This is a genomic window from Tardiphaga sp. 768_D3_N2_1 (assembly GCF_052076105.1).
Classification (GTDB): Bacteria; Pseudomonadota; Alphaproteobacteria; order Rhizobiales; family Xanthobacteraceae; genus Tardiphaga.
Map to the genome: position 1 here is coordinate 1,602,692 of NZ_CP197245.1, position 18,075 is coordinate 1,620,766.

General features: G+C 61.5%; 17 protein-coding genes. 13 read left to right on the forward strand and 4 right to left on the reverse strand.

The window, feature by feature from the left end:
• The first annotated feature begins 7 nt into the window (after positions 1-7).
• The gene (locus AB8A27_RS07290) at positions 8-2,020 is read left to right on the forward strand and encodes a DUF2793 domain-containing protein (RefSeq protein ID WP_441241341.1); all 2,013 of its coding nucleotides are present in this window, start codon (positions 8-10) and stop codon (positions 2,018-2,020) included.
• On the opposite strand, the gene AB8A27_RS07295 is transcribed toward AB8A27_RS07290, so the two are convergent.
• The 3 genes from AB8A27_RS07295 to AB8A27_RS07305 all read right to left on the reverse strand — a co-directional run bounded on the left by AB8A27_RS07295 (position 2,007) and on the right by AB8A27_RS07305 (position 5,591).
• Positions 2,007-3,011 carry a class I SAM-dependent methyltransferase gene (locus tag AB8A27_RS07295; RefSeq protein ID WP_441241342.1) on the reverse strand — a complete coding sequence of 335 codons (1,005 nt, stop codon included), beginning with the start codon at positions 3,009-3,011 and terminating at the stop codon, positions 2,007-2,009. The two genes, AB8A27_RS07290 and AB8A27_RS07295, sit on opposite strands and share 14 nt — an antisense overlap.
• Before the next feature lie 121 nt (positions 3,012-3,132).
• The gene (locus AB8A27_RS07300; protein WP_441241343.1) at positions 3,133-4,164 is read right to left on the reverse strand and encodes an acyltransferase family protein; all 1,032 of its coding nucleotides are present in this window, start codon (positions 4,162-4,164) and stop codon (positions 3,133-3,135) included.
• Positions 4,165-4,433: 269 nt separating this feature from the next.
• Positions 4,434-5,591 (reverse strand): methyltransferase domain-containing protein, encoded by a 1,158-nt coding sequence (locus tag AB8A27_RS07305; protein ID WP_441241344.1) that lies wholly within the window; start codon positions 5,589-5,591, stop codon positions 4,434-4,436.
• 275 nt (positions 5,592-5,866) lie between these two features.
• On the opposite strand from AB8A27_RS07305, the gene AB8A27_RS07310 reads away from it, so the two are divergent.
• The 9 genes from AB8A27_RS07310 (at position 5,867) to AB8A27_RS07350 (ending at position 13,111) form a co-directional block, all read left to right on the forward strand.
• The gene (locus AB8A27_RS07310) at positions 5,867-6,655 is read left to right on the forward strand and encodes a glycoside hydrolase family 19 protein (protein WP_441241345.1); all 789 of its coding nucleotides are present in this window, start codon (positions 5,867-5,869) and stop codon (positions 6,653-6,655) included.
• A 2-nt stretch (positions 6,656-6,657) separates the two neighbouring features.
• A complete protein-coding gene (locus AB8A27_RS07315) occupies positions 6,658-7,230 on the forward strand; it encodes a 3TM-type holin (RefSeq protein ID WP_441241346.1) in 573 nt (190 codons plus the stop codon).
• Positions 7,231-7,307: 77 nt separating this feature from the next.
• Entirely contained in the window at positions 7,308-7,973 is a 666-nt protein-coding gene (locus tag AB8A27_RS07320) for a response regulator transcription factor (RefSeq protein ID WP_089267078.1), read from the forward strand.
• Positions 7,974-7,995: 22 nt separating this feature from the next.
• A complete protein-coding gene (locus AB8A27_RS07325) occupies positions 7,996-9,372 on the forward strand; it encodes a sensor histidine kinase (protein ID WP_441241347.1) in 1,377 nt (458 codons plus the stop codon).
• Between the two features lie 98 nt (positions 9,373-9,470).
• Positions 9,471-9,941 carry an RT0821/Lpp0805 family surface protein gene (locus tag AB8A27_RS07330; protein WP_441241348.1) on the forward strand — a complete coding sequence of 157 codons (471 nt, stop codon included), beginning with the start codon at positions 9,471-9,473 and terminating at the stop codon, positions 9,939-9,941.
• A gap of 100 nt (positions 9,942-10,041) precedes the next feature.
• On the forward strand, positions 10,042-11,421 hold the full coding sequence (locus AB8A27_RS07335; protein WP_441241349.1) for a hypothetical protein: 1,380 nt from the start codon (positions 10,042-10,044) through the stop codon (positions 11,419-11,421).
• 479 nt (positions 11,422-11,900) lie between these two features.
• On the forward strand, positions 11,901-12,155 hold the full coding sequence (locus tag AB8A27_RS07340; protein WP_441241350.1) for a type II toxin-antitoxin system HicA family toxin: 255 nt from the start codon (positions 11,901-11,903) through the stop codon (positions 12,153-12,155).
• Entirely contained in the window at positions 12,152-12,634 is a 483-nt protein-coding gene (locus AB8A27_RS07345) for a type II toxin-antitoxin system HicB family antitoxin (RefSeq protein WP_441241351.1), read from the forward strand. Before AB8A27_RS07340 ends, AB8A27_RS07345 begins: the two co-directional genes overlap by 4 nt.
• A gap of 9 nt (positions 12,635-12,643) precedes the next feature.
• The gene (locus tag AB8A27_RS07350; RefSeq protein ID WP_441241352.1) at positions 12,644-13,111 is read left to right on the forward strand and encodes a hypothetical protein; all 468 of its coding nucleotides are present in this window, start codon (positions 12,644-12,646) and stop codon (positions 13,109-13,111) included.
• 90 nt (positions 13,112-13,201) lie between these two features.
• Here AB8A27_RS07350 and AB8A27_RS07355 read toward each other — a convergent pair whose 3' ends face one another.
• Positions 13,202-14,092: an exonuclease domain-containing protein gene (locus AB8A27_RS07355; RefSeq protein WP_441241353.1), complete on the reverse strand. Its 891-nt coding sequence runs from the start codon at positions 14,090-14,092 to the stop codon at positions 13,202-13,204.
• Between the two features lie 331 nt (positions 14,093-14,423).
• On the opposite strand from AB8A27_RS07355, the gene ccmI reads away from it, so the two are divergent.
• From ccmI to AB8A27_RS07370, 3 genes are all read left to right on the forward strand, one after another.
• Positions 14,424-15,542, forward strand: a complete 1,119-nt coding sequence (gene ccmI, locus AB8A27_RS07360; RefSeq protein ID WP_441241354.1) for a c-type cytochrome biogenesis protein CcmI — start codon at positions 14,424-14,426, stop codon at positions 15,540-15,542.
• 63 nt (positions 15,543-15,605) lie between these two features.
• A complete protein-coding gene (gene ccmE / locus AB8A27_RS07365) occupies positions 15,606-16,094 on the forward strand; it encodes a cytochrome c maturation protein CcmE (protein WP_441241355.1) in 489 nt (162 codons plus the stop codon).
• The gene (locus AB8A27_RS07370; RefSeq protein ID WP_441241356.1) at positions 16,091-18,073 is read left to right on the forward strand and encodes a heme lyase CcmF/NrfE family subunit; all 1,983 of its coding nucleotides are present in this window, start codon (positions 16,091-16,093) and stop codon (positions 18,071-18,073) included. Before ccmE ends, AB8A27_RS07370 begins: the two co-directional genes overlap by 4 nt.
• Positions 18,074-18,075: the final 2 nt, after the last annotated feature.

Sequence of the window (18,075 nt, forward strand, 5' to 3'; positions counted from 1 at the left end):
GGCCGATATGACCGACACGCCAAATCTTGGACTGCCCTTCATCGATGGCGGGCAGGCGCAGAAACACGTCACCCATAACGAGGCGCTGCGCATTCTCGACGCCGCGATCCAGATCTCGGTGCGTGATATGACGCGGACCGTGCCACCGGCATCGCCGGTCGAGGGCGAACGCCATGTGGTGGCCGCGGGTGCGAGCGGTGCCTGGAGCGGCCACGCACTGGCGATCGCCACGTGGCAGGATGGCGCCTGGGCGTTTCTTGCGCCGAAGCCTGGCTGGTGCGTCTGGTCCATCGCCGATGACGTGATGGTGGTGTTCGACGGCACGCTGTGGCGTGCCGTGGGCTCCCCCTCGCTGGACAGCGTGCCGCATCTCGGCATCAACACTTCCGCCGACAGCAGTAATCTGCTCAGCGTCAAATCCAACGCCGCATTGTTTGCAGCGATTGGCGCGGCCGATGCAGGCACCGGTGACATGCGGGTGCAGGTCTCGAAGGACAGCGCGGCGCGCGCGGCGTCGGTCGTGTTCTCGGATGCCTATTCCGGCCGGGCGGAATTCGGCCTGATCGGCTCCGATGCGTTCAAGCTGAAGGTCTCGCCGGACGGATCAAGCTGGATCGAGGCCCTGATGGTGGACCCGGCGAGCGGCAATGCCACGCTGCCGCGCGGGCTGTTGCTGACCGGCGTCGTGGCTCCGGCCGAGCTCACTGCGAATGTGAATGATTACGGCCCGGCAGGCGCCGCCGGGGCTGCGGTGCTGCAGCTGTCGGCAGACGCGGCGCGCAGCGTTTCGGGGCTGGCCGGCGGCAGCGAGGGACGCATCGTCAGCCTCATCAATGTGGGCGGCCAGCCGATCACGCTGCTGGACGACAGCGCCGCATCCGCAGCGGCCAACAGGTTCGCGTTCGGCGGCCATCTCACGCTGATGGCGAAGCAGGGCGCACTGCTGCGCTACAACGGCACCGCCGCCCGCTGGCAATCGATCTCCGGCGGCACCAGCATCCGTGCCGACAGCGCCCAATCCCTCACAGCCACGCAGCAGGCGCAGGCGCGCGCCAATGCCGGCGTGCTCGGCCGCAATCGCATCATCAACGGTCAGTTCGCCATCAATCAGCGCGGTGCAGGAGGCGGCGTGACCGACAACGCCTATAGCGCCGACCGGTGGCGCATGATCGGCGAGTTCACGTCGGCCACCATCTTCGCCGACAATTTCAATGCAGCGGGCGGCAACGTTCCCGGCGCGGTCTTTCAGTTTTCAGGCTCGACAGACAAGGGCGGGTTCTTCCAGGTCATCGAGGGGCGCAACTGTAAGGATCTGCGGGGCAAGACCGTGACGCTGTCGATGCTGATGCAGGTCGGCAATGCGCGCCTGGGCAATATGAAGGCGGGCATTGCGCAATGGGGCGGTACAGAAGATGCCACGACCGGCGATCCCGTCGCGTCATGGGGCGCCGATGGCGTGACGCCGACGCTGGCGGCGAACTGGAGCTGGGCCAACACGCCCGCCAATCTGAATGTCACGACGAGCTCGGCCCAGTATAGCGTGAGCGCCGTGCTCAATGGCACGTTCAACAACCTCGCCGTCGTCGTCTGGAACGATGACAAGTCGTATACCGCCAACGACACGTTCGGCATCACGAATGTGCAGCTGGAAGAAGGAGGCGTCGCGACGACGTATGATCAGCGGCTCTACGGGCAGGAATTTGGGTTATGTGTTTCATACTTCCGGACGTTGGAGGGGCTCACAGGCGTCGCGGATAACAGCACAACAACAATCAACTTTAATGCGATTCTGCAGCCACCGATGAGACTCGCTCCGACTGTTGCAACCGTAGGGACTTTTACTACATCGGATAACTACGTTGCTAACCCCTCTACCGCATCACCCAGCGTAAGTGGGAACATCTTGAGTGCAGCAGGTGGTCGTATTTCTGTCACCGGGTTTTCGGGGCTCACAGTCGGACGTTGGTACGCCATGATCGGAAACAATTTTGGTGTTTTGAGAGTCTCTAGCGAGATATAGCAGCAGGTCGCTTGGCGGTCACGCTGAAGACGAGTCCGTTGGTTTCTGATTTCTGCAGATCATATGACCATCCCGCTCTTCGAAGCATTTCCGCGAAGTATGCTTCTTGAAACCCGAGTTCCATCCACCCATAGGAGCGCATCGCTCTCAGGGATAGGCCATCAAAACGCGGTCCCCAAGGATAAGGAACTGCGTGACGCCACGGTCCGTTCGGGTCGATAATTGGTTCAGGGCCGAATACTATGAAACCGTCTGGCTTCAACATCGATGCAATGTGATCCAGCAATTCACGATGCCGTATAGCGTGGTGATAGGATTGATAGAAAAAGGCGCGATCGAATTTCTGATCACCGAGGTCAGCGTCGAAGCCGCCATGGATTGCTTCGATGCTTAGTTTCATTCTTTGAGACTTTTCCCTCACAACGTCGATGCAAGTCTTCTCGATATCGACGACAGTTACGGAACATCCAAGGCGTGCAAGATGCAATGATATTTCAGCGTCCCCGCACCCAAACTCAACTACTGACATGCCTGGCTTGACGTCGAGTTTTTTGATGACGTGCCCGTAGCTCTCCAAGTGGTTTCCTAGCCATTCGCTGGACCCTTGGTAAGCGGAAGGCGTTGCTATCATTTCTTCGAAGCTGATCGGGGACAATTCCATTGTCTGAGCGTCGTAATTCGATCGGCCCGATATTCTTGCGTGAAGTGCAAGAACAGCTTGCATGTATTCTTCTGAAAACGGGTCACTCGGAAAGTGATTGATCTCGATCGGCATCAAATAGCTATTTGACAGGATGTGGACCATGTCACGATCGCCTGTTGCACGAAGTTCACGATCGAACTCATCAAACTCTTCAATCGACGAAAACTTGCGCATTTCCGGTGCTGATTGCGCCAGAAGTTGCACAGGCTCTGGAGTATGCACCACTCGCTGGGGCGTCGAGCGCCGTGATCGTTTGAGAAATGGTGCTAGTAGGCCTGTATTGAACATTATCGCGCTCCGTGCGATGGAATTCTATCTGTGCAACCAAGCACGTAAGGCGACCGTCGATCCCATTCTACTGGCCGCTTTGCAACGTGTCGTGAGCCTAAACTTGAGCGGCTCTATAAGGTTAGCCTCCGGCGGCGTATCGCCCCTCTATTTCAATCTCGCTTGTGGCTGGGTTCAGGCCGACGCCGAGATTTAGGTCGTTGCGCGAGCGCAACGACCTCCTCCAAGAGATGACGGGCCTTTCTATCAGGTGGAAAGAAATCGTCGCGAGTGCGGCTGAGGAAAAGAACAAGATGAGAAAATATACCCAGTCTGTCTCGTGGCCAAAATGTCGAAGTGCCCATATGATCAGGAAGTGGTTGAGAAAAATCCCATAGCTTAGATTTCCGAGAACATCGTCAATTTTGAAGTGAGGCAGTCGTCGCGTGATCGCAAGCGCGGGAATAGCAAGAACTACACCCAAAAGAACCTCTTTTATCATTGGTGAGGTTGTGTCGTTCGGTGGAAAGAATACCGCAGATGCGGCAGCCAATACCCACACGGTAACGGGGATGATCTTCGATAAGCGGTCGCGTCCGGAAAATGCAGCGCCCGTTAAGAAAATGAATAGCACGCCCGGCAATAGTCGATAGCCGAACATGTCGGAGTCAATCGCGCCGATGTAGGCCGCTCCAAAAACAAGCAGCGATGCGGGCAGCGATATCCATCGCGTTTTGGGTGAGAGGAGAAAAAATGGAGCAACAAGATAGAAGGTGATCTCAAGCCCGAGACTCCAAGCTGGTGGAATGAGCATGCAGCTCTCGAGGTTCCCGAACTGAAAGAAATTGAGTGGAATAACGAGTGCGTTAAGAGCGACCTTGCCTCCGGTACAACCACTTGAGAATACGTCCCTGTAGCCGGTCCACCAAAGCATCAATCCTCCAAGGAGGCAGTACAACCAAAACTGTGGGAAGAGGCGAGCGGCGCGATCCAGATAAAAGTGTCCGACGCGGCCAACCGAACCGTAGTGCTTCTCAACCAGTAGAGCCATCACATAGCCGCTGATCATGAAGAAAGATACGACGGCAACCACGCCAGTGTTGTAGCCAAAGAACACCGTGCCGGTGTGTGACAACGCAACCACGATAGCCAATGCAAAACGTAAAGTTCCCACGCCCAGCCCCTTGCCTCTAGCCGAGTAACCTATAGTCGCTCAGCTACTGCGTAAACATGCAACGCGGGGATTCCCCTGTCTGAGAAGCCTGAAAAATGCCGTCAAGATCGGTCGCGTGGCGGCAGAGCTTCTTGCTTAGGGCGTTTTGCCCTTGACGCGACGATGCGAGTTTCGGCCAGCCTCATGCGACCGGCTAATTATGCATAGATGAACGCTTCTAGGAGTGAGCTGGCAGTCACAGCGCCTACACCCGTAGCGATCCAGGCTCACTACAGGATGACCACCGGAAGCCTGCATTCCAGGGCGGCCACTCCTGTAGATATGCACCGGGCCTGGATGCCGAATTCGAGCTCGGGAAGGTCAAACTCAAGCCGCACCTCGCCATTCTGTCGGGCGAGATCGTCAACCGTCAGTTCCTTGACCGCCAGGACCTGGGCCTTGTTGCCGAGGACGTCGCAGCGGACAACCACCGCGTTCTTGTCGGCCACGGCCTCGGCCTTGATGCTGAAGCTCGCCGAATGAGGTCCCGCCTTCAATGGCATGTAGGGGCCATAGACAAGGACTCCGGCGGCGCCGGCTGCACAGGAGACTGACTTGTTCCCGGGCGAACGCGTTCCGACGATCGTCTGAAATCTGCCGGATCTCTCAACCCAGGCGGTCTCGAAGATTCCATCGACGAAGGATTTCAGTTCGTCGGGCTTGGGCGTTCCCGTCTTCCTGGCTTCCATCCACCAGATCAGCGAGTCGTTCGGGTTCGAAGATGCCGCTGCAATGCGCTCAACGGCAGGCCAATCCGCGGGACTGTCATTTGGCGCAAGCGGCAGAACGCGTCCTGTGTCCGGGTCTCTGGCGATCCAGATGCCCTTCATGGCAGTGACTTCAAAGCCGGACAGTTCGGCAAGTCGCCGCGCTTCATCGGGCGTAAACTCGATGGTGTGCTCGGGATGGCTCCAGATCAGCGGCTCGGTCACCAAACGGTTGGGGCTGTCGACAACGAGAACTGCGCCAGGCTTCAGCACGCGCCAGCTTTCGAGGAAAAAGCCGATGACGTCTTCGGGCCAGAGATGCTCGAGATTCTCACCGGAAAATACGAGCTCGCATTCCTCGTCTTTGACGCCCTCCATGTTGCCGACCGTGTTCACGATCCAGTCGACATTTCTGGGGAGGTCATCCGGCTTGGGGCTGTAGAACTCGATGCCGATGTGGCGCCCGGCATGCGTCGTTCTCGATGCCACCCAGTCGAAATACCAGGTGCCGGCACAGCCCGCGCTCATGATCGTCCCGGACACGCGCGGCATCGCGCGCAGGAATGCCGAGCGGGAGTCGTGCAGCACGTGACTGATATCGGGAAAGTTGGGCTGGGATCCGGCCGCCGCGGTGGTTCCCTTACCATCGCCCTCGACCTTGCTGGCAATACGCTCCAGCATTGAGAGCATCTTGGTAGTGTGAAGCGCACGCTCGCGCAATCCAAGCAAGATTGACTTCATCGTTCCTCTCAAGCATGCGCGCGGCGACGCGCATAGCAGTGGCGGCTGGTTCGTCGCCATACGCAGCGGCGTCGGCCGTCATTGGCTATCGCATTAATGTGAGGCGGACAATGCTCGGCGGGCCACGATCCCTTTGAATCAGCCGCGCTGCACAATTTCCAAGCCGTCCCGTTTCCGGGGCGGCTTTTTGATTTCATGACAACGGAAAATCCGAAATGACCGATCTGGACGCGTTGAGGCAGGCGCTCGACAGGCTGTGGCCGAATGGCGATCAAAAGATCCCCGGGCTCAGGGCCGGCATCATCGCGACCGCGCCTGAGGTGTTTGTGCGCTACGGCATCTCCACGCCTTTGCTCGTCGCGCATGTGATGGCGCAGATCTCACACGAATGCGGAGCAGGGCGCGACGTCGTCGAGAACATGAACTACAGCGCCGGGCGGATGATGCAGGTCTGGCCGTCGCGATTTCCGACCATGGCGAGTGCGCAACCTTATGCCGGCAATCCGCGGGCGCTGGCCAACAAGGTCTATAACGGCCGCATGGGCAACGCCGTCGGCTCCGATGACGGCTGGAATTTCCGCGGCCGGGGTGGGTCGCAGACAACGGGCCGCGAGGGCTATGAGCGGGTGAAGAAGGCCACGGGGATCGATGTGGTCAGCCATCCCGAATACCTGATCGATCCGCGTTACTTCCTCACTTGCGCTGTGTCGGATTTCATCAATTGCGGCTGCCTGCCGTTCGCGAAAGCCGACGATATCGTCGGCGTCACACGGCGGCTCAATGGCGGAACCGTGGGCCTCGCCGAGCGCAAGGCGTGGCTGGCGAAATGGAAGGCTGCGCTGCGCGATGTGTCGCTGGCAACCGCGCCGTCCGTGGGGCTGCCGCCCGCGGGGCTATCGCCCGTGATCACATCGCCGCCGCTGGCGCCCGAACTGCCGACAGCCAGGCCCACCAATCTTTCCGCTTTCATCGCGGCGCTTGTTGCGGCCTTCCGGAGGACATGACCATGGACTGGGGTGACCTTGCCAAACAGGTGATTGCGCTGGGCGCGCCGATGCTGGGGACGGCGCTGGGGGGACCGCTGGGCGGCGTGGCCGGCGAAATCCTCGCCAAGGCGGTGGGTTCGGTGACGCTGACGCCGGCTGCGGTGCAGGCGGCACTGCCGGCGGCCGATCCAGCCAAGCTGGCCGAAGCCGAGGCGCATTGGGCCGACATGATCCGCGCCGAGGCCGAAACCCAGCGCGCGGCGATATCAGAAACCCAGGCGACGATCCGCGCCGAACTCGCCAGCGACGATCCGCTGCAGCGCTGGTGGCGGCCGGCCTACGCGCTGGAATTGACGGTAGAATGCGCCGCGCTCTGGTGTGTGCTGATGCACGAATTCTGGACCGGGGATATCCAGACCATCAATGCGCTGGTCAACGCCACGGCGCTGCTGGTGACCTATTGGGGGTTCCGTTTCGGCGTGCTAGGCGTCTATATCAGCGGCCGCACCCGCGAAAAGGTCAGCGCGCTCACCGGGCAGGACGCGCCCGGGATGGTCGAGAAGCTGGTGAAAGCGGTCGTGAAGAAAAAGTAAGGTGGCGGCTGCCGCCATTCATGGAGTGTTCACGCGTCCGGGCATCAATTCGGGCGTGTTGAACGCGGAGAAGTCACTTGCGCCTGCTCGTCGTCGAAGATGATCCCGATCTCAACCGTCAGCTCACCACGGCGCTGACCGATGCCGGCTATGTCGTCGATCGCGCCTTCGATGGCGAGGAGGGGCATTTCCTCGGCGACAGCGAGCCCTATGACGCCGTGGTGCTGGATATCGGCCTGCCGAAGATGGATGGCATTTCGGTGCTGGAAGCCTGGCGCCGCAACAACCGCATCATGCCGGTGCTGATCCTCACCGCGCGCGATCGCTGGAGCGATAAAGTTCAGGGCTTCGATGCCGGCGCCGACGATTATGTCGCCAAGCCGTTCCATCTCGAAGAGGTGCTGGCCCGCATTCGCGCGCTGCTGCGCCGCTCCACCGGCCACGCCCAGTCCGAACTCACTTGCGGACCTGTCTCGCTGGATACCCGCACCGGCCGCGTCAGCGTTTCCGGTAATCCGATCAAGATGACGTCGCACGAATACCGGCTGCTGTCCTATCTGATGCACCATACCGGCCGCGTGATCTCGCGCACCGAACTGGTCGAGCATCTCTACGATCAGGACTTCGATCGCGACAGCAACACCATCGAGGTGTTCGTCGGCCGCATCCGCAAGAAGCTCGACGTCGATATCATCCAGACCGTGCGCGGCCTCGGTTATCTGCTCACGCCGCCGCAGCCGTGATCATCTCCGGGATCATGCGCTGATGCGCAACAGCTCGCTCGCAACGCGGCTGTTCCTGTCGGCGACGGCCTGGGTGGTGGTGATCCTCCTGCTCACCGGCATCGTCCTGTCCTCGGTCTATCGCAGCGCGACCGAGCGGGCCTTCGATCGCCGTCTCAATCTCTATCTCCGCACTTTAGTCGCCGAAGTCGCCAATCCGCCGGACGCGCCCGATCACGACATGCCATCGCTGGGCGAGCCGCTGTTCGAACTGCCGCTGTCGGGCTGGTATTGGGAAATCGCGCCCACCGAAGGGACGAAAACCGAGATGCGGGCCTCGCGCTCGCTATGGGACAAGAAGCTGCCCAAGCTCGAAGACCAGGGCGTCGAGCTGACGGCGTCGGGGATCCGCCAGGGCTATGTGGACGGGCCGGAAGACCAGCGCCTGCGCATGGTGGAACGTCCCGTCGATCTCGGCGCCGATGGCAAATTCCGCATCAGCGTCGCCGGCGACGCCACCGAGATTTTCGAGGAAACCCGCACCTTCGACTATTATCTCGGCGGCACTTTCGCTGCCCTCTCGATCGTGCTCGTGCTCACCACGATCTTCCAGGTCCGCTTCGGCCTCGCGCCGCTGAAGCGCATGTCGGATGCCATTGCCGATATCCGCTCTGGTCGTGCCGAGCGGCTGGAAGGCACATTCCCCGTCGAGATCTCACCTCTGGCGGGCGAGATGAATGCGCTGCTCGATGCCAACCGCGCCATCGTCGAGCGCGCACGCACCCATGTCGGCAATCTCGCCCACGCGATCAAGACGCCGCTGTCGGTGATCGTCAACGAGGCGAACAGCCGGGGCGTCGACCCCTTTGCGAACAAGGTCCTGGAGCAGGCCGATGTGATGCGCGATCAGGTGACGCATCATCTGGAGCGTGCGCGGATCGCGGCGCGTGTCACGATCATCGGCACCGTCACCGAGGTCGCGCCGACGCTGGAGGCGTTGTGCCGGACGATGGAGAAGATTCATCGCAACCGCGGCATCAGCATCGATCTCAACGCGGCTGCCGCGGCGAAATTCCGCGGCGAGAAGCAGGACCTCGAGGAGATGGCCGGCAATCTCGTCGACAACGCCTGCAAATGGGCCGACTCCCACGTCACCATCGACGTGCAGGTGGAGCGCACCAATGGTGCCGATCCGGCGTCGAAGCTGCGGATCGTCGTCGATGATGACGGACGCGGCCTGTCCGATACCGAGCGCGCCCAGGTTGCGCGCCGCGGCCAGCGGCTTGACGAGACCAAGCCGGGATCGGGTCTGGGTCTGTCCATCGTGGTCGATCTGGCCGCGCTCTATGGCGGCAGCCTGACGCTCGGCAAGGCGCCGATCGGCGGGCTGCGGGCCGAACTGGTGCTGCCGGGTGTCTGAGTTCCGGCCTTCTTGCGCCCCGTTGTCGCCCGAATTATCCCGTTCGTAACGTCTTTGACGTTTTCTGTGTTCCGGTTTGCGTTTGGGGTCTGCGGTCCATGGTCAAGTTCAACGCCTTCTGTGTTGCCGCCGTCGCGCTGGCGCTGGGTGGTTGCGATATGACGACGTCGGACGGCGGGCTGAGCCTCGGCACCGATACGATCGCCCGGGCCTATAGCAGCACCAAGTCGGCCGTTGGCCTGTCCGAGGAGAACGCCGCGGTGGCGGTGACCAATGCCGCCTTTGGCGGCTTGATCGGTGCGAAGCTCGGCGCCCAGCTGAATGACGAGGACCGCCGGCTGGCCTACGAGGCCCAGATCGCCGCCCTCGACCGCGGCGCCCCCGGCGCTCCGGTGCCCTGGCGCAACGCCACGTCGGGACGCTATGGCAATATCGTCGCCGGACCGGCCTATAACCAGAAGGGCCGGGAATGCCGTGGCTTTTCCCACACCGTCACCGTCAATGGTGATCTCAAGACCGCCCGCGGCACCGCCTGCCGCAGCCCTGAGGGCACCTGGGCGGCGGCCTGATCCCGGTTCCTCAACGCCTTCTTAACGGGGCGCCTGCTACAAAAATCGGTGGCGATTTTCGGTTGTAGATCGACCGGAAAGCACGGATTCCTAAGGCTGCATGAACAAAACCTCGATCGATCGCTTGCGGGAGTATTTGGCGCAACTGCCCGAGCAGTCGCAGATGCTGCTGATGCGCGAATATGAGCGCGCCATCGAACGTGGCCAGGACGTCGTGGTCGCCAATTTCGTGCTCGACCAGCTGCGCGGCGTCGTCCGTGGCCACGAGAATGCGGTGCGTCCGCGGGTCGAGGATCCGACCCGGCTGGTGTTCAAATCGCTCGAGCCGTTCCTCGTCGAGGGCGTCGGTAACGTCCGGCCCGGGCAGATCCGGCGCGCCTCGCTGCTGCCGATCTGGCAGTGGCTGGAGCGCGACACCGCAGATGCCGTGCGCGAGTTCGAGATGGCCGTCTCGGCATCGCCCGAGCCGGGCGCTTCGGACATCGAGCGCGCGGTCAAGAAATTCCAGCAGGCGGCAGCAGCCGCCATTGCCGCTGTCACGTCGGGCAATCGCGGAGCGGCCCGCATCGGGCCAACCCATGCGGTCGAGGACCTGCCGTCCATCGGCGCGGTGCTGAAGGCGCGCGAGCAACTCGATGCCTTTGCCGGTAAGCTGCCGAGCGTGCTGCGCAGCTTCGGCGATAGCCAGATTGCCTCGGTCAACAGCGCGCTGAACGTGCCGACGCTGACCACGCCGCAGGTGCTCCCATTCGCGCTGTCGCTGGTGATGCAGCGGCTGGCGGCGCCGTGGCAGATCATCCGGCTGGCCGTGAAGATCGCGGCCTCGGACGATGAAATCCGGGTGGCCGCCACCCCCTATGGCATTGCCGTGACCATGGCGCTGTCCGATCTCAATCGCGTCGCGGCCGAACTGCGCTCCGATATCAGGCGCGGCAAGCTCGACAGCGCCCCCGAACATCTCAAGATCGCCCATGACGGCGTGCGCGGCCTGCGCACCGAACTCGACATGCGCAACGACAGCACCTGGGGCCGCCAGATGGCGGCGATCCGGGTGGAGATTTCCTCGACGCTGCAGTCGGAGATCGAGAGCGTACCGGGCAGGGTGCGGCGTCTGCTGCGCCAGCGCCCTGACAAGGATATTGCCGCGACGGCGACGATCGATTTCGCCGAGGTCGAGGAGACCGTGGCGCTGATTAATTTCGTCGCGGTGTGCCGGACCTATGCCAGCGAACTCGCCATCAACGAGGTGACGCTGCGGACCTATTCCGACCTGCAGCAATATGTCGAGAAGTCCACGGAGTCGCTGGTGCAGTCGCTGCGCGCCGGCGAGCCCCGCGTGCGCAACTACCGGCAGATGCAGGCCAAGGCCGCGATCCGCTTCTGCCAGGTCTTGTTCGGCCAGGAATATGCCGCGCTGATGAGCCGCGCCGCCGAGCAGGCCATGGTCGTGGTCGAGCGTAAGCCGAAGCGGGCCGGCTGAAGCTATCTGCCGAGCATAGTGCATCGCCAAGGAGCGGAGAGGGGCGATCACCTTCAACCGCAGCGGCGACATGGAGGTTGGCGACTTCGAGGAGCCAGTGATCCTAGGTCGCTTTGGCGATGTGCCCCGCGAATTTGAATGAAGTCATTAACCATCTGTTAACCGCTCGGGCCCAGCCTCCGGCCCATGCGGTGGCGCCGGGCATTCTTGGGGACCCGGTATCCGATAGAGAGGTTGCTCGGCCGGGACGCTGAGCAGCCTCTTGCCAATTTATGTGTCCGGCTGAAGCCCGGAGGGCGGCGATGACTACGTGGTTTCGGGCAGTCACGAGGCCCTTTTTTGCTCGGCAAGCTTGTAGAGCAGTCGGAATCAACCATACTAACGCCCAAGAAGTCACATTGCCCGGATTTAACCTTAGATGGTATGCAACTAAAATTTAGTTGCTAAGTTGAGTGCCGGGAAGTTAGATGGCGGCGTGAATGGTTCATCTTCCCGGCCTCATAGAGGCCTTCAAGGCGTGCTCTGGTCCATACCCATGGCGGGACTTTGAAAAAATGATCCGAATGCTCGGATACGAGGAACTACCCACCGGCAAAACCGGCGGGAGTCGCCGTAAGTACAAGAATCCACATACGGGCCACATCATTATTCTTCACAAGCCGCATGGGCCAGAGCTCGGCGCCGGAATGGTGCGCAATCATCGTAAAGAACTTGAGGATCGAGGCATCATATGACGCATCTTCGATATAAGGATTACCAGGGGGCCGTCACTTTCGTGGACGGCACACTTCTAATCCAAATCCTGCACATCGATGACTACGTCACAACTCAGAGCGATGATGCGAGATCAGTTCAGGCTGCTTTCGAGGAGCTTGTGGACGACTACATACAAACATGCATCGAGCAGAATAAAGAGCCGTCCAAGCCATTCAAAGGATCCTTCAATGTTAGGATCGCGCCAGACGTGCATCGCGCCGTTGCCATGCGGGCGATTGAAAGTGGAATGTCGATGAACTCTTGGATTGAGAAGGCACTTTCTCAGGAGGTTTCACGCGAAGTTGCAATGAAGCGTTGGTCAAATGCTTCCTACATGGCCAAGCTCTTTGATACGTCAAAACCGTTTGCCTACTCGAAATGGCACAGTGAGACTGTTGATATTGAAGTTTCTCGCGATCCTGTGCTGGCAACTCGAGCGTTTTCCGTTTGGAATTAGGGTCGCGCTGTGATCACGAGCAAAGAAGAGCTGCTGCAGATTCAACCACTTTATCCTGTTCTCGTCGATCTTCAGTTGCTCCGCGCGGAGCGGGAGATCGATGATGATGTTGAGCGCGAAAACTTTATCAACGGCAGAGTCAACATTTATCGAGACGCACATTCAGATGTTGAGATTGCCTCTTGTGAGTTCAGCGCCGGCGAGCGATTGAAGGGGACGGATGAAGAAAACAAGAGCAACGAAGACTCATCGCGCATAGTTGAACTTCGTGCCACTTACGCGGTCGGCTTAAGGAATTCTCGAGGCCTTTCAGACAATCAAATCGAGCGCGTGTTCGAAGATGTAGCCACTGCGTCTGCTTGGCAGCTCTTTAGATCACTGTTTGCTCAAGTAGTGAGCCAGTGCACTGTTGAACTCCCTCAACTTCCGCCCCATCCTAGCAGCGTTGCGTCCGAAGTGATGCAGGGGGACGACTAGTCGTAGGATTCTGCTTTAATGATGCCGAAGACCTGCCGGCCTCAACCTTCCGTTACAGGCGCGACTTATAGGTGAGAGCAAGGTCCGGCATCACTGCACCATCAGCATAAAGTCCGTCTCGCCGACGATCCGGATCGTCGCGCCTTTGGCAATCATATCTTCTGCCTTGCGGTGTTTTGAACTCTTTTCCTGTCCTTTCGTCATCCGGAGATCCTGATCCCCGACGACGAGAATGGTGGTCTTTTTGGTGACGCTGTCGGCAACGTCCGAGCCAGCCGCGGCGGCAGCGTCGGCGGCCTCCTGCCGGGCGATTTGAAGGGCGCCGGTAAAGACAATCGTTTCGCCTGCCAGCGGCCCGTCTGACAGGCCGGACTGAGCAACCCTTTTGCCAGCATAAGCTGGCGCCTGAATTCTGCGGGGAGATGTATCGACCGTCGACGCGTACCCGATGTCGTCAACCCACCGGTGAAGCGGCGTTCCGCTGGCCTCGATCGCGAGCAGCATCAACAGCCCCGCCGCGCGGGCATCGTCGACGGCCTGATGGTGTGTAAACTCGATCCCAAACGACTTGGTCAGGTGGGCGAGGCCGTAACCGCCATTCCCTCGAAACTGATCCCACGTTCGTTTCGCGGCCTGGCAGGAATCAACCCAGGTGCAGGGCAGGCCGCCCGTCCCGTACCGACCCGCCGCTCGAGCAAGCGCGGTGCGATCGAAGGGGCTATGATGGACGATCACTGCATTTTCGAGCGCGGCGCTGATGACCGGAATAACGCGCGCCATACTGGGTCTGCCAGCAACCTGATCGGGTGTGATGCCGTGAATTCGAATATTGGCTGGATCGAAGGCGTCTTCGGGGTCCACCAGGATGTTCAGCGACTTGAAGACCGCTCCATCCTTGAAGTGCACAAGGCCCACGGAACAGATGCTGCCGAAGTGGGCGTTCGCCGTCTCGACATCGAGTGCGATGAAATCCTTGATCATTCCCAAGCTCCCAGCTTGGAAAACAGAATTCCGCAACCTCGGGGAGCGGGCAACCAGTCTTTAGCCCAACAGATCCCTGGGCTTCAAAACCCGGAAAATTTCCTTCACTTCGCCGGCGTCTAACTCGACCTCCTTCCGTGGATCGAATTGCCTGCAGGCACCTGAAGCCTGATGCACCGGACGGCATGCGGGCGCTGCCCTCACTATTGATCTAGAGCAATCGCCCGCCGGCGCCAGTCCCGTAAAAGTCAATTGCACGGCGTCGGTGGCCATGGTGTAACCCGGCAAAGACATCGTTTGGATCGACTCAAGACTACGCCGGAACCCATTGATGGCCTTATGGTTTGTGTTCGCCTTGATGACCGCCGCGGCGACTTTCGCCGTGTTGTGGCCGCTTGGCCGGACCCGCTCCGATGCCGGTGGCACCGAGGCCAGCGTCTACCGGGATCAGCTCGCCGAAATCACCCGCGATACCGCCGCCGGTCTGATCGGACCGACCGAGGCGGAAGCGGCGCGTGTCGAGATCAGCCGACGTCTGCTGGCCGCGGTCGATGCCGAGGGCGCGGCGTCCGTCGGCAGCAGTCCCCGTTTTCGCCGCGCGGTGGCGCTGGTGGCACTGATCGGCCTGCCGCTAGTGGCCGTCGGCTTCTATCTGCCGCTCGGTTCGCCTGCCATGCCGGACTTTCCGCTCGCCGAGCGCAACCAGTCGCCGAGTCCCACCCAGCCGTTGGACAATCTCGTCGCACAGGTCGAGCAGCATCTCGAGAAAAACCCGACCGATGGCCGCGGCTGGACCGTGCTTGCGCCGGTGCTGGCGAAGATCGGCCGTACCGACGATGCGGTGCGGGCGTTCCGCAATGCGATCACCTATGCCGGCGATACGGCCGCGCGCCGCGCCGATCTCGGCGAGGCCATGGCGATGGCCGCCAATGGTGTGATCACCGCGGATGCCAAGACCGAATTCGAACGCGCTGTCGCGCTCGATGCCGGTGAGGTCAAGGCACGCTACTTCCTGGGCCTCGCGGCCGAGCAAGACGGGCGTGGCAGCGACGCGGCGGCGATCTGGCGCGACATGCTGGCAAAGGGACCTGCGGACGCGCCGTGGCGTCCAGTGGTCATGGCGGCCCTGACGCGCGTCGGCGGCAGCGCTCCGAAATCAGGCCCGAACCTGCCGGCGCTGTCGGAAGACACGATCGCGTCGGTACAGGGCATGAATGCCGGCGACCGCAATGCGATGATCCAAGGCATGGTCGATCGGTTGGCCACACGGCTGAAGCAGGATGGCAGCGACGTCGAGGGATGGTTGCGGCTGGTGCGTGCCTATATGGTGCTCGGTGAGCGCGACAAGGCAAAGAGCGCGCTGGCGGATGCACGGGAGGCGGTCGGCACGGATGCCGAGCGGCTGCGCAAGCTGAACGATGGCCTGAAAGATTCCGGGCTGGATGGGTAAACGCATGATGCCGAAAAATGTGAAGCGGTTTTCGGACAACATCATGTGTCTTGAAGGTGACGCATGACGCGCAAGCAGCGACGATTGACGATGATCGGTGGAGCACTGGTGGTGCTCGCCATCGCAGCCGGACTCGTGCTCAACGCGCTGCGCGACTCCATCGTGTTCTTCTCGACGCCGCAGATGGTGGCCGAAAAGCAGATACCGGTCGGCAAACGCTTCCGTCTCGGCGGCATGGTCGAGCAGGGCTCACTGGTGCGCGGCGACAATCTGGCCGTCAGCTTCAAGGTGTCCGATGGCGGCGCGACACTGCCAGTGAACTACAAGGGCATCCTGCCAGATCTGTTCCGCGAGGGGCAGGGGGTCGTCGCCGAAGGCGCGATGGATGCGTCGGGCGTGTTCAAGGCCGATACGGTGCTGGCGAAGCATGACGAGAACTACATGCCGAAGGAAGTCGCCGACGCGCTCAAGAAGCAGGGGCGCTGGCAGGAAGGCTCTGATGGCAAGCCGGTGATGTCGCAGGGCGCTGCCAAGCCTGTGGTGACGCAGTGATTGCCGAAGCCGGACATTACGCACTGGTCCTGGCGCTCGCGCTGGCGCTGATCCAGTCGACGGTGCCGATCATCGGCGCGCGGCTGCGCGATCCTGCGCTGATGAATGTCGCGCGCTCGACCGCGCTGGCGCAATTGCTGTTCGCCGGGCTGGCGTTCCTGGCGCTGACGACGCTCTATGTCACGTCGGATTTCTCCGTCGCCAACGTGTTCGAGAATTCGCATTCCGCAAAGCCGCTGCTCTACAAGATCACTGGCGTGTGGGGGAACCACGAAGGCTCGATGCTGCTGTGGGTGTCGATCCTCGCGCTGTTCGGCGGGCTGGTTGCCGCCTTCGGCAATAATCTGCCGCTGTCGCTGCGCGCGCATGTGCTGGCGGTGCAGGGCTGGATCGCCGCGGCGTTCTATCTGTTCATCCTGATGACCTCGAATCCGTTCCTGCGCCTGGCGCGGCCGCCGCTCGAGGGGCGCGATCTCAATCCTGTGCTGCAGGACATCGGCCTCGCGGTGCATCCGCCGATGCTCTATCTCGGCTATGTCGGCTTCTCCATCGCCTTCTCCTTCGCCGTCGCCGCACTGATCGAAGGCCGCATCGATGCCGCCTGGGCGCGCTGGGTGCGACCGTGGACGCTGATGGCGTGGATCTTCCTGACGCTCGGAATCGCGATGGGCTCCTACTGGGCCTATTACGAACTCGGCTGGGGCGGCTGGTGGTTTTGGGATCCCGTCGAGAACGCATCATTGATGCCATGGCTGTCCGGCACGGCGCTGCTGCACTCCGCAGTGGTGATGGAGAAACGCAACGCGCTGAAGGTCTGGACCATACTTCTCGCGATCCTGACCTTCTCGCTGTCGCTGCTCGGGACGTTCCTGGTGCGCTCCGGTGTGCTGACCTCGGTTCATGCCTTCGCGACCGATCCGACGCGCGGCGTGTTCATCCTGATGATCCTGTGCCTGTTCATCGGCGGCAGCCTGACGCTCTACATGTGGCGGGCGTCATCGCTGAAGCAGGGTGGGTTGTTCGCGCCGATCTCGCGCGAGGGCGCGCTGGTGCTGAACAATCTGTTTCTCACCACGGCCTGCGCCACGGTGTTCATCGGCACCCTGTATCCGCTGGCGCTGGAAATGCTGACCGGGGAGAAAATCTCGGTCGGCGCGCCGTTCTTCAACCTGACCTTCGGCCCGCTGTTCGTGCCGCTGCTGCTGGCGATGCCGTTCGGGCCTTTGCTGGCGTGGAAGCGCGGCGATCTCAGAGGCGTCACGCAGCGGCTGATGGCGGCCGGCATCGCCGCACTTCTGGCGGTGGCATTGGTCTGGGCATGGACGACCGGTGGCGCGGCGCTGGCGCCGCTGGCGATCGGGCTTGGCGTGTTCGTGATTGTCGGATCGATCGTCGATATCAGCGAGCGGGTCATGCTGTTCCGCTTGCCGCTCGGTGTCGCGTTCCGGCGTGCACGCGGTTTGCCGCGGGCGGCCTGGGGCACGGCCTTCGCCCATGCCGGCATCGGGGTGGCGCTGATCGGCATCGTCTGCGAGAGCACCTGGAACACCGAATATATCGGCACCATGCAGCCGAACGACGTGGCGAAGCTTGCCGGCTATGAGCTCACGCTCAAGGATGTGACGCAGCGGCAGGGGCCGAATTTCCGTGAGAGCCTCGCGCGCTTCAGGGTGACGCGCGGCGGCGACGAGATCGGCGAGATGACGCCGTCGAAGCGCAACTTCGCGGCGCGGCAGTCCTCCACCACGGAAGCCGCGCTGCTCTCGCGCGGCGCCAGCCAGCTTTATATCTCGCTCGGCGATGAGGCCGCGGGCGGTGCGATCGCCGTGCGGATGTATCACAAGCCGCTGGTGCTGATGATCTGGTGGGGACCGGTGCTGATGGCTTTCGGCGGGCTGCTGTCGCTGTCCGACCGGCGGCTGCGCGTCGGCGCACCGAAGCCGGCAAAGGCATCGCGCGCATTGCAGCCGGCGGAGTAATG

Coding starts and splice junctions, on each gene's coding strand:
- AB8A27_RS07330 (WP_441241348.1), top strand. CDS start 9,471: ATGGTCAAGTTCAACGCCTTCTGTGTTGCCGCCGTCGCGCTGGCGCTG.
- AB8A27_RS07305 (WP_441241344.1), bottom strand. CDS start 5,591: ATGCTGGAGCGTATTGCCAGCAAGGTCGAGGGCGATGGTAAGGGAACC.
- AB8A27_RS07290 (WP_441241341.1), top strand. CDS start 8: ATGACCGACACGCCAAATCTTGGACTGCCCTTCATCGATGGCGGGCAG.
- AB8A27_RS07295 (WP_441241342.1), bottom strand. CDS start 3,011: ATGTTCAATACAGGCCTACTAGCACCATTTCTCAAACGATCACGGCGC.
- AB8A27_RS07355 (WP_441241353.1), bottom strand. CDS start 14,092: ATGATCAAGGATTTCATCGCACTCGATGTCGAGACGGCGAACGCCCAC.
- AB8A27_RS07345 (WP_441241351.1), top strand. CDS start 12,152: ATGACGCATCTTCGATATAAGGATTACCAGGGGGCCGTCACTTTCGTG.
- AB8A27_RS07325 (WP_441241347.1), top strand. CDS start 7,996: ATGCGCAACAGCTCGCTCGCAACGCGGCTGTTCCTGTCGGCGACGGCC.
- ccmE (WP_441241355.1), top strand. CDS start 15,606: ATGACGCGCAAGCAGCGACGATTGACGATGATCGGTGGAGCACTGGTG.
- ccmI (WP_441241354.1), top strand. CDS start 14,424: ATGGCCTTATGGTTTGTGTTCGCCTTGATGACCGCCGCGGCGACTTTC.
- AB8A27_RS07340 (WP_441241350.1), top strand. CDS start 11,901: ATGGTTCATCTTCCCGGCCTCATAGAGGCCTTCAAGGCGTGCTCTGGT.
- AB8A27_RS07335 (WP_441241349.1), top strand. CDS start 10,042: ATGAACAAAACCTCGATCGATCGCTTGCGGGAGTATTTGGCGCAACTG.
- AB8A27_RS07310 (WP_441241345.1), top strand. CDS start 5,867: ATGACCGATCTGGACGCGTTGAGGCAGGCGCTCGACAGGCTGTGGCCG.
- AB8A27_RS07315 (WP_441241346.1), top strand. CDS start 6,658: ATGGACTGGGGTGACCTTGCCAAACAGGTGATTGCGCTGGGCGCGCCG.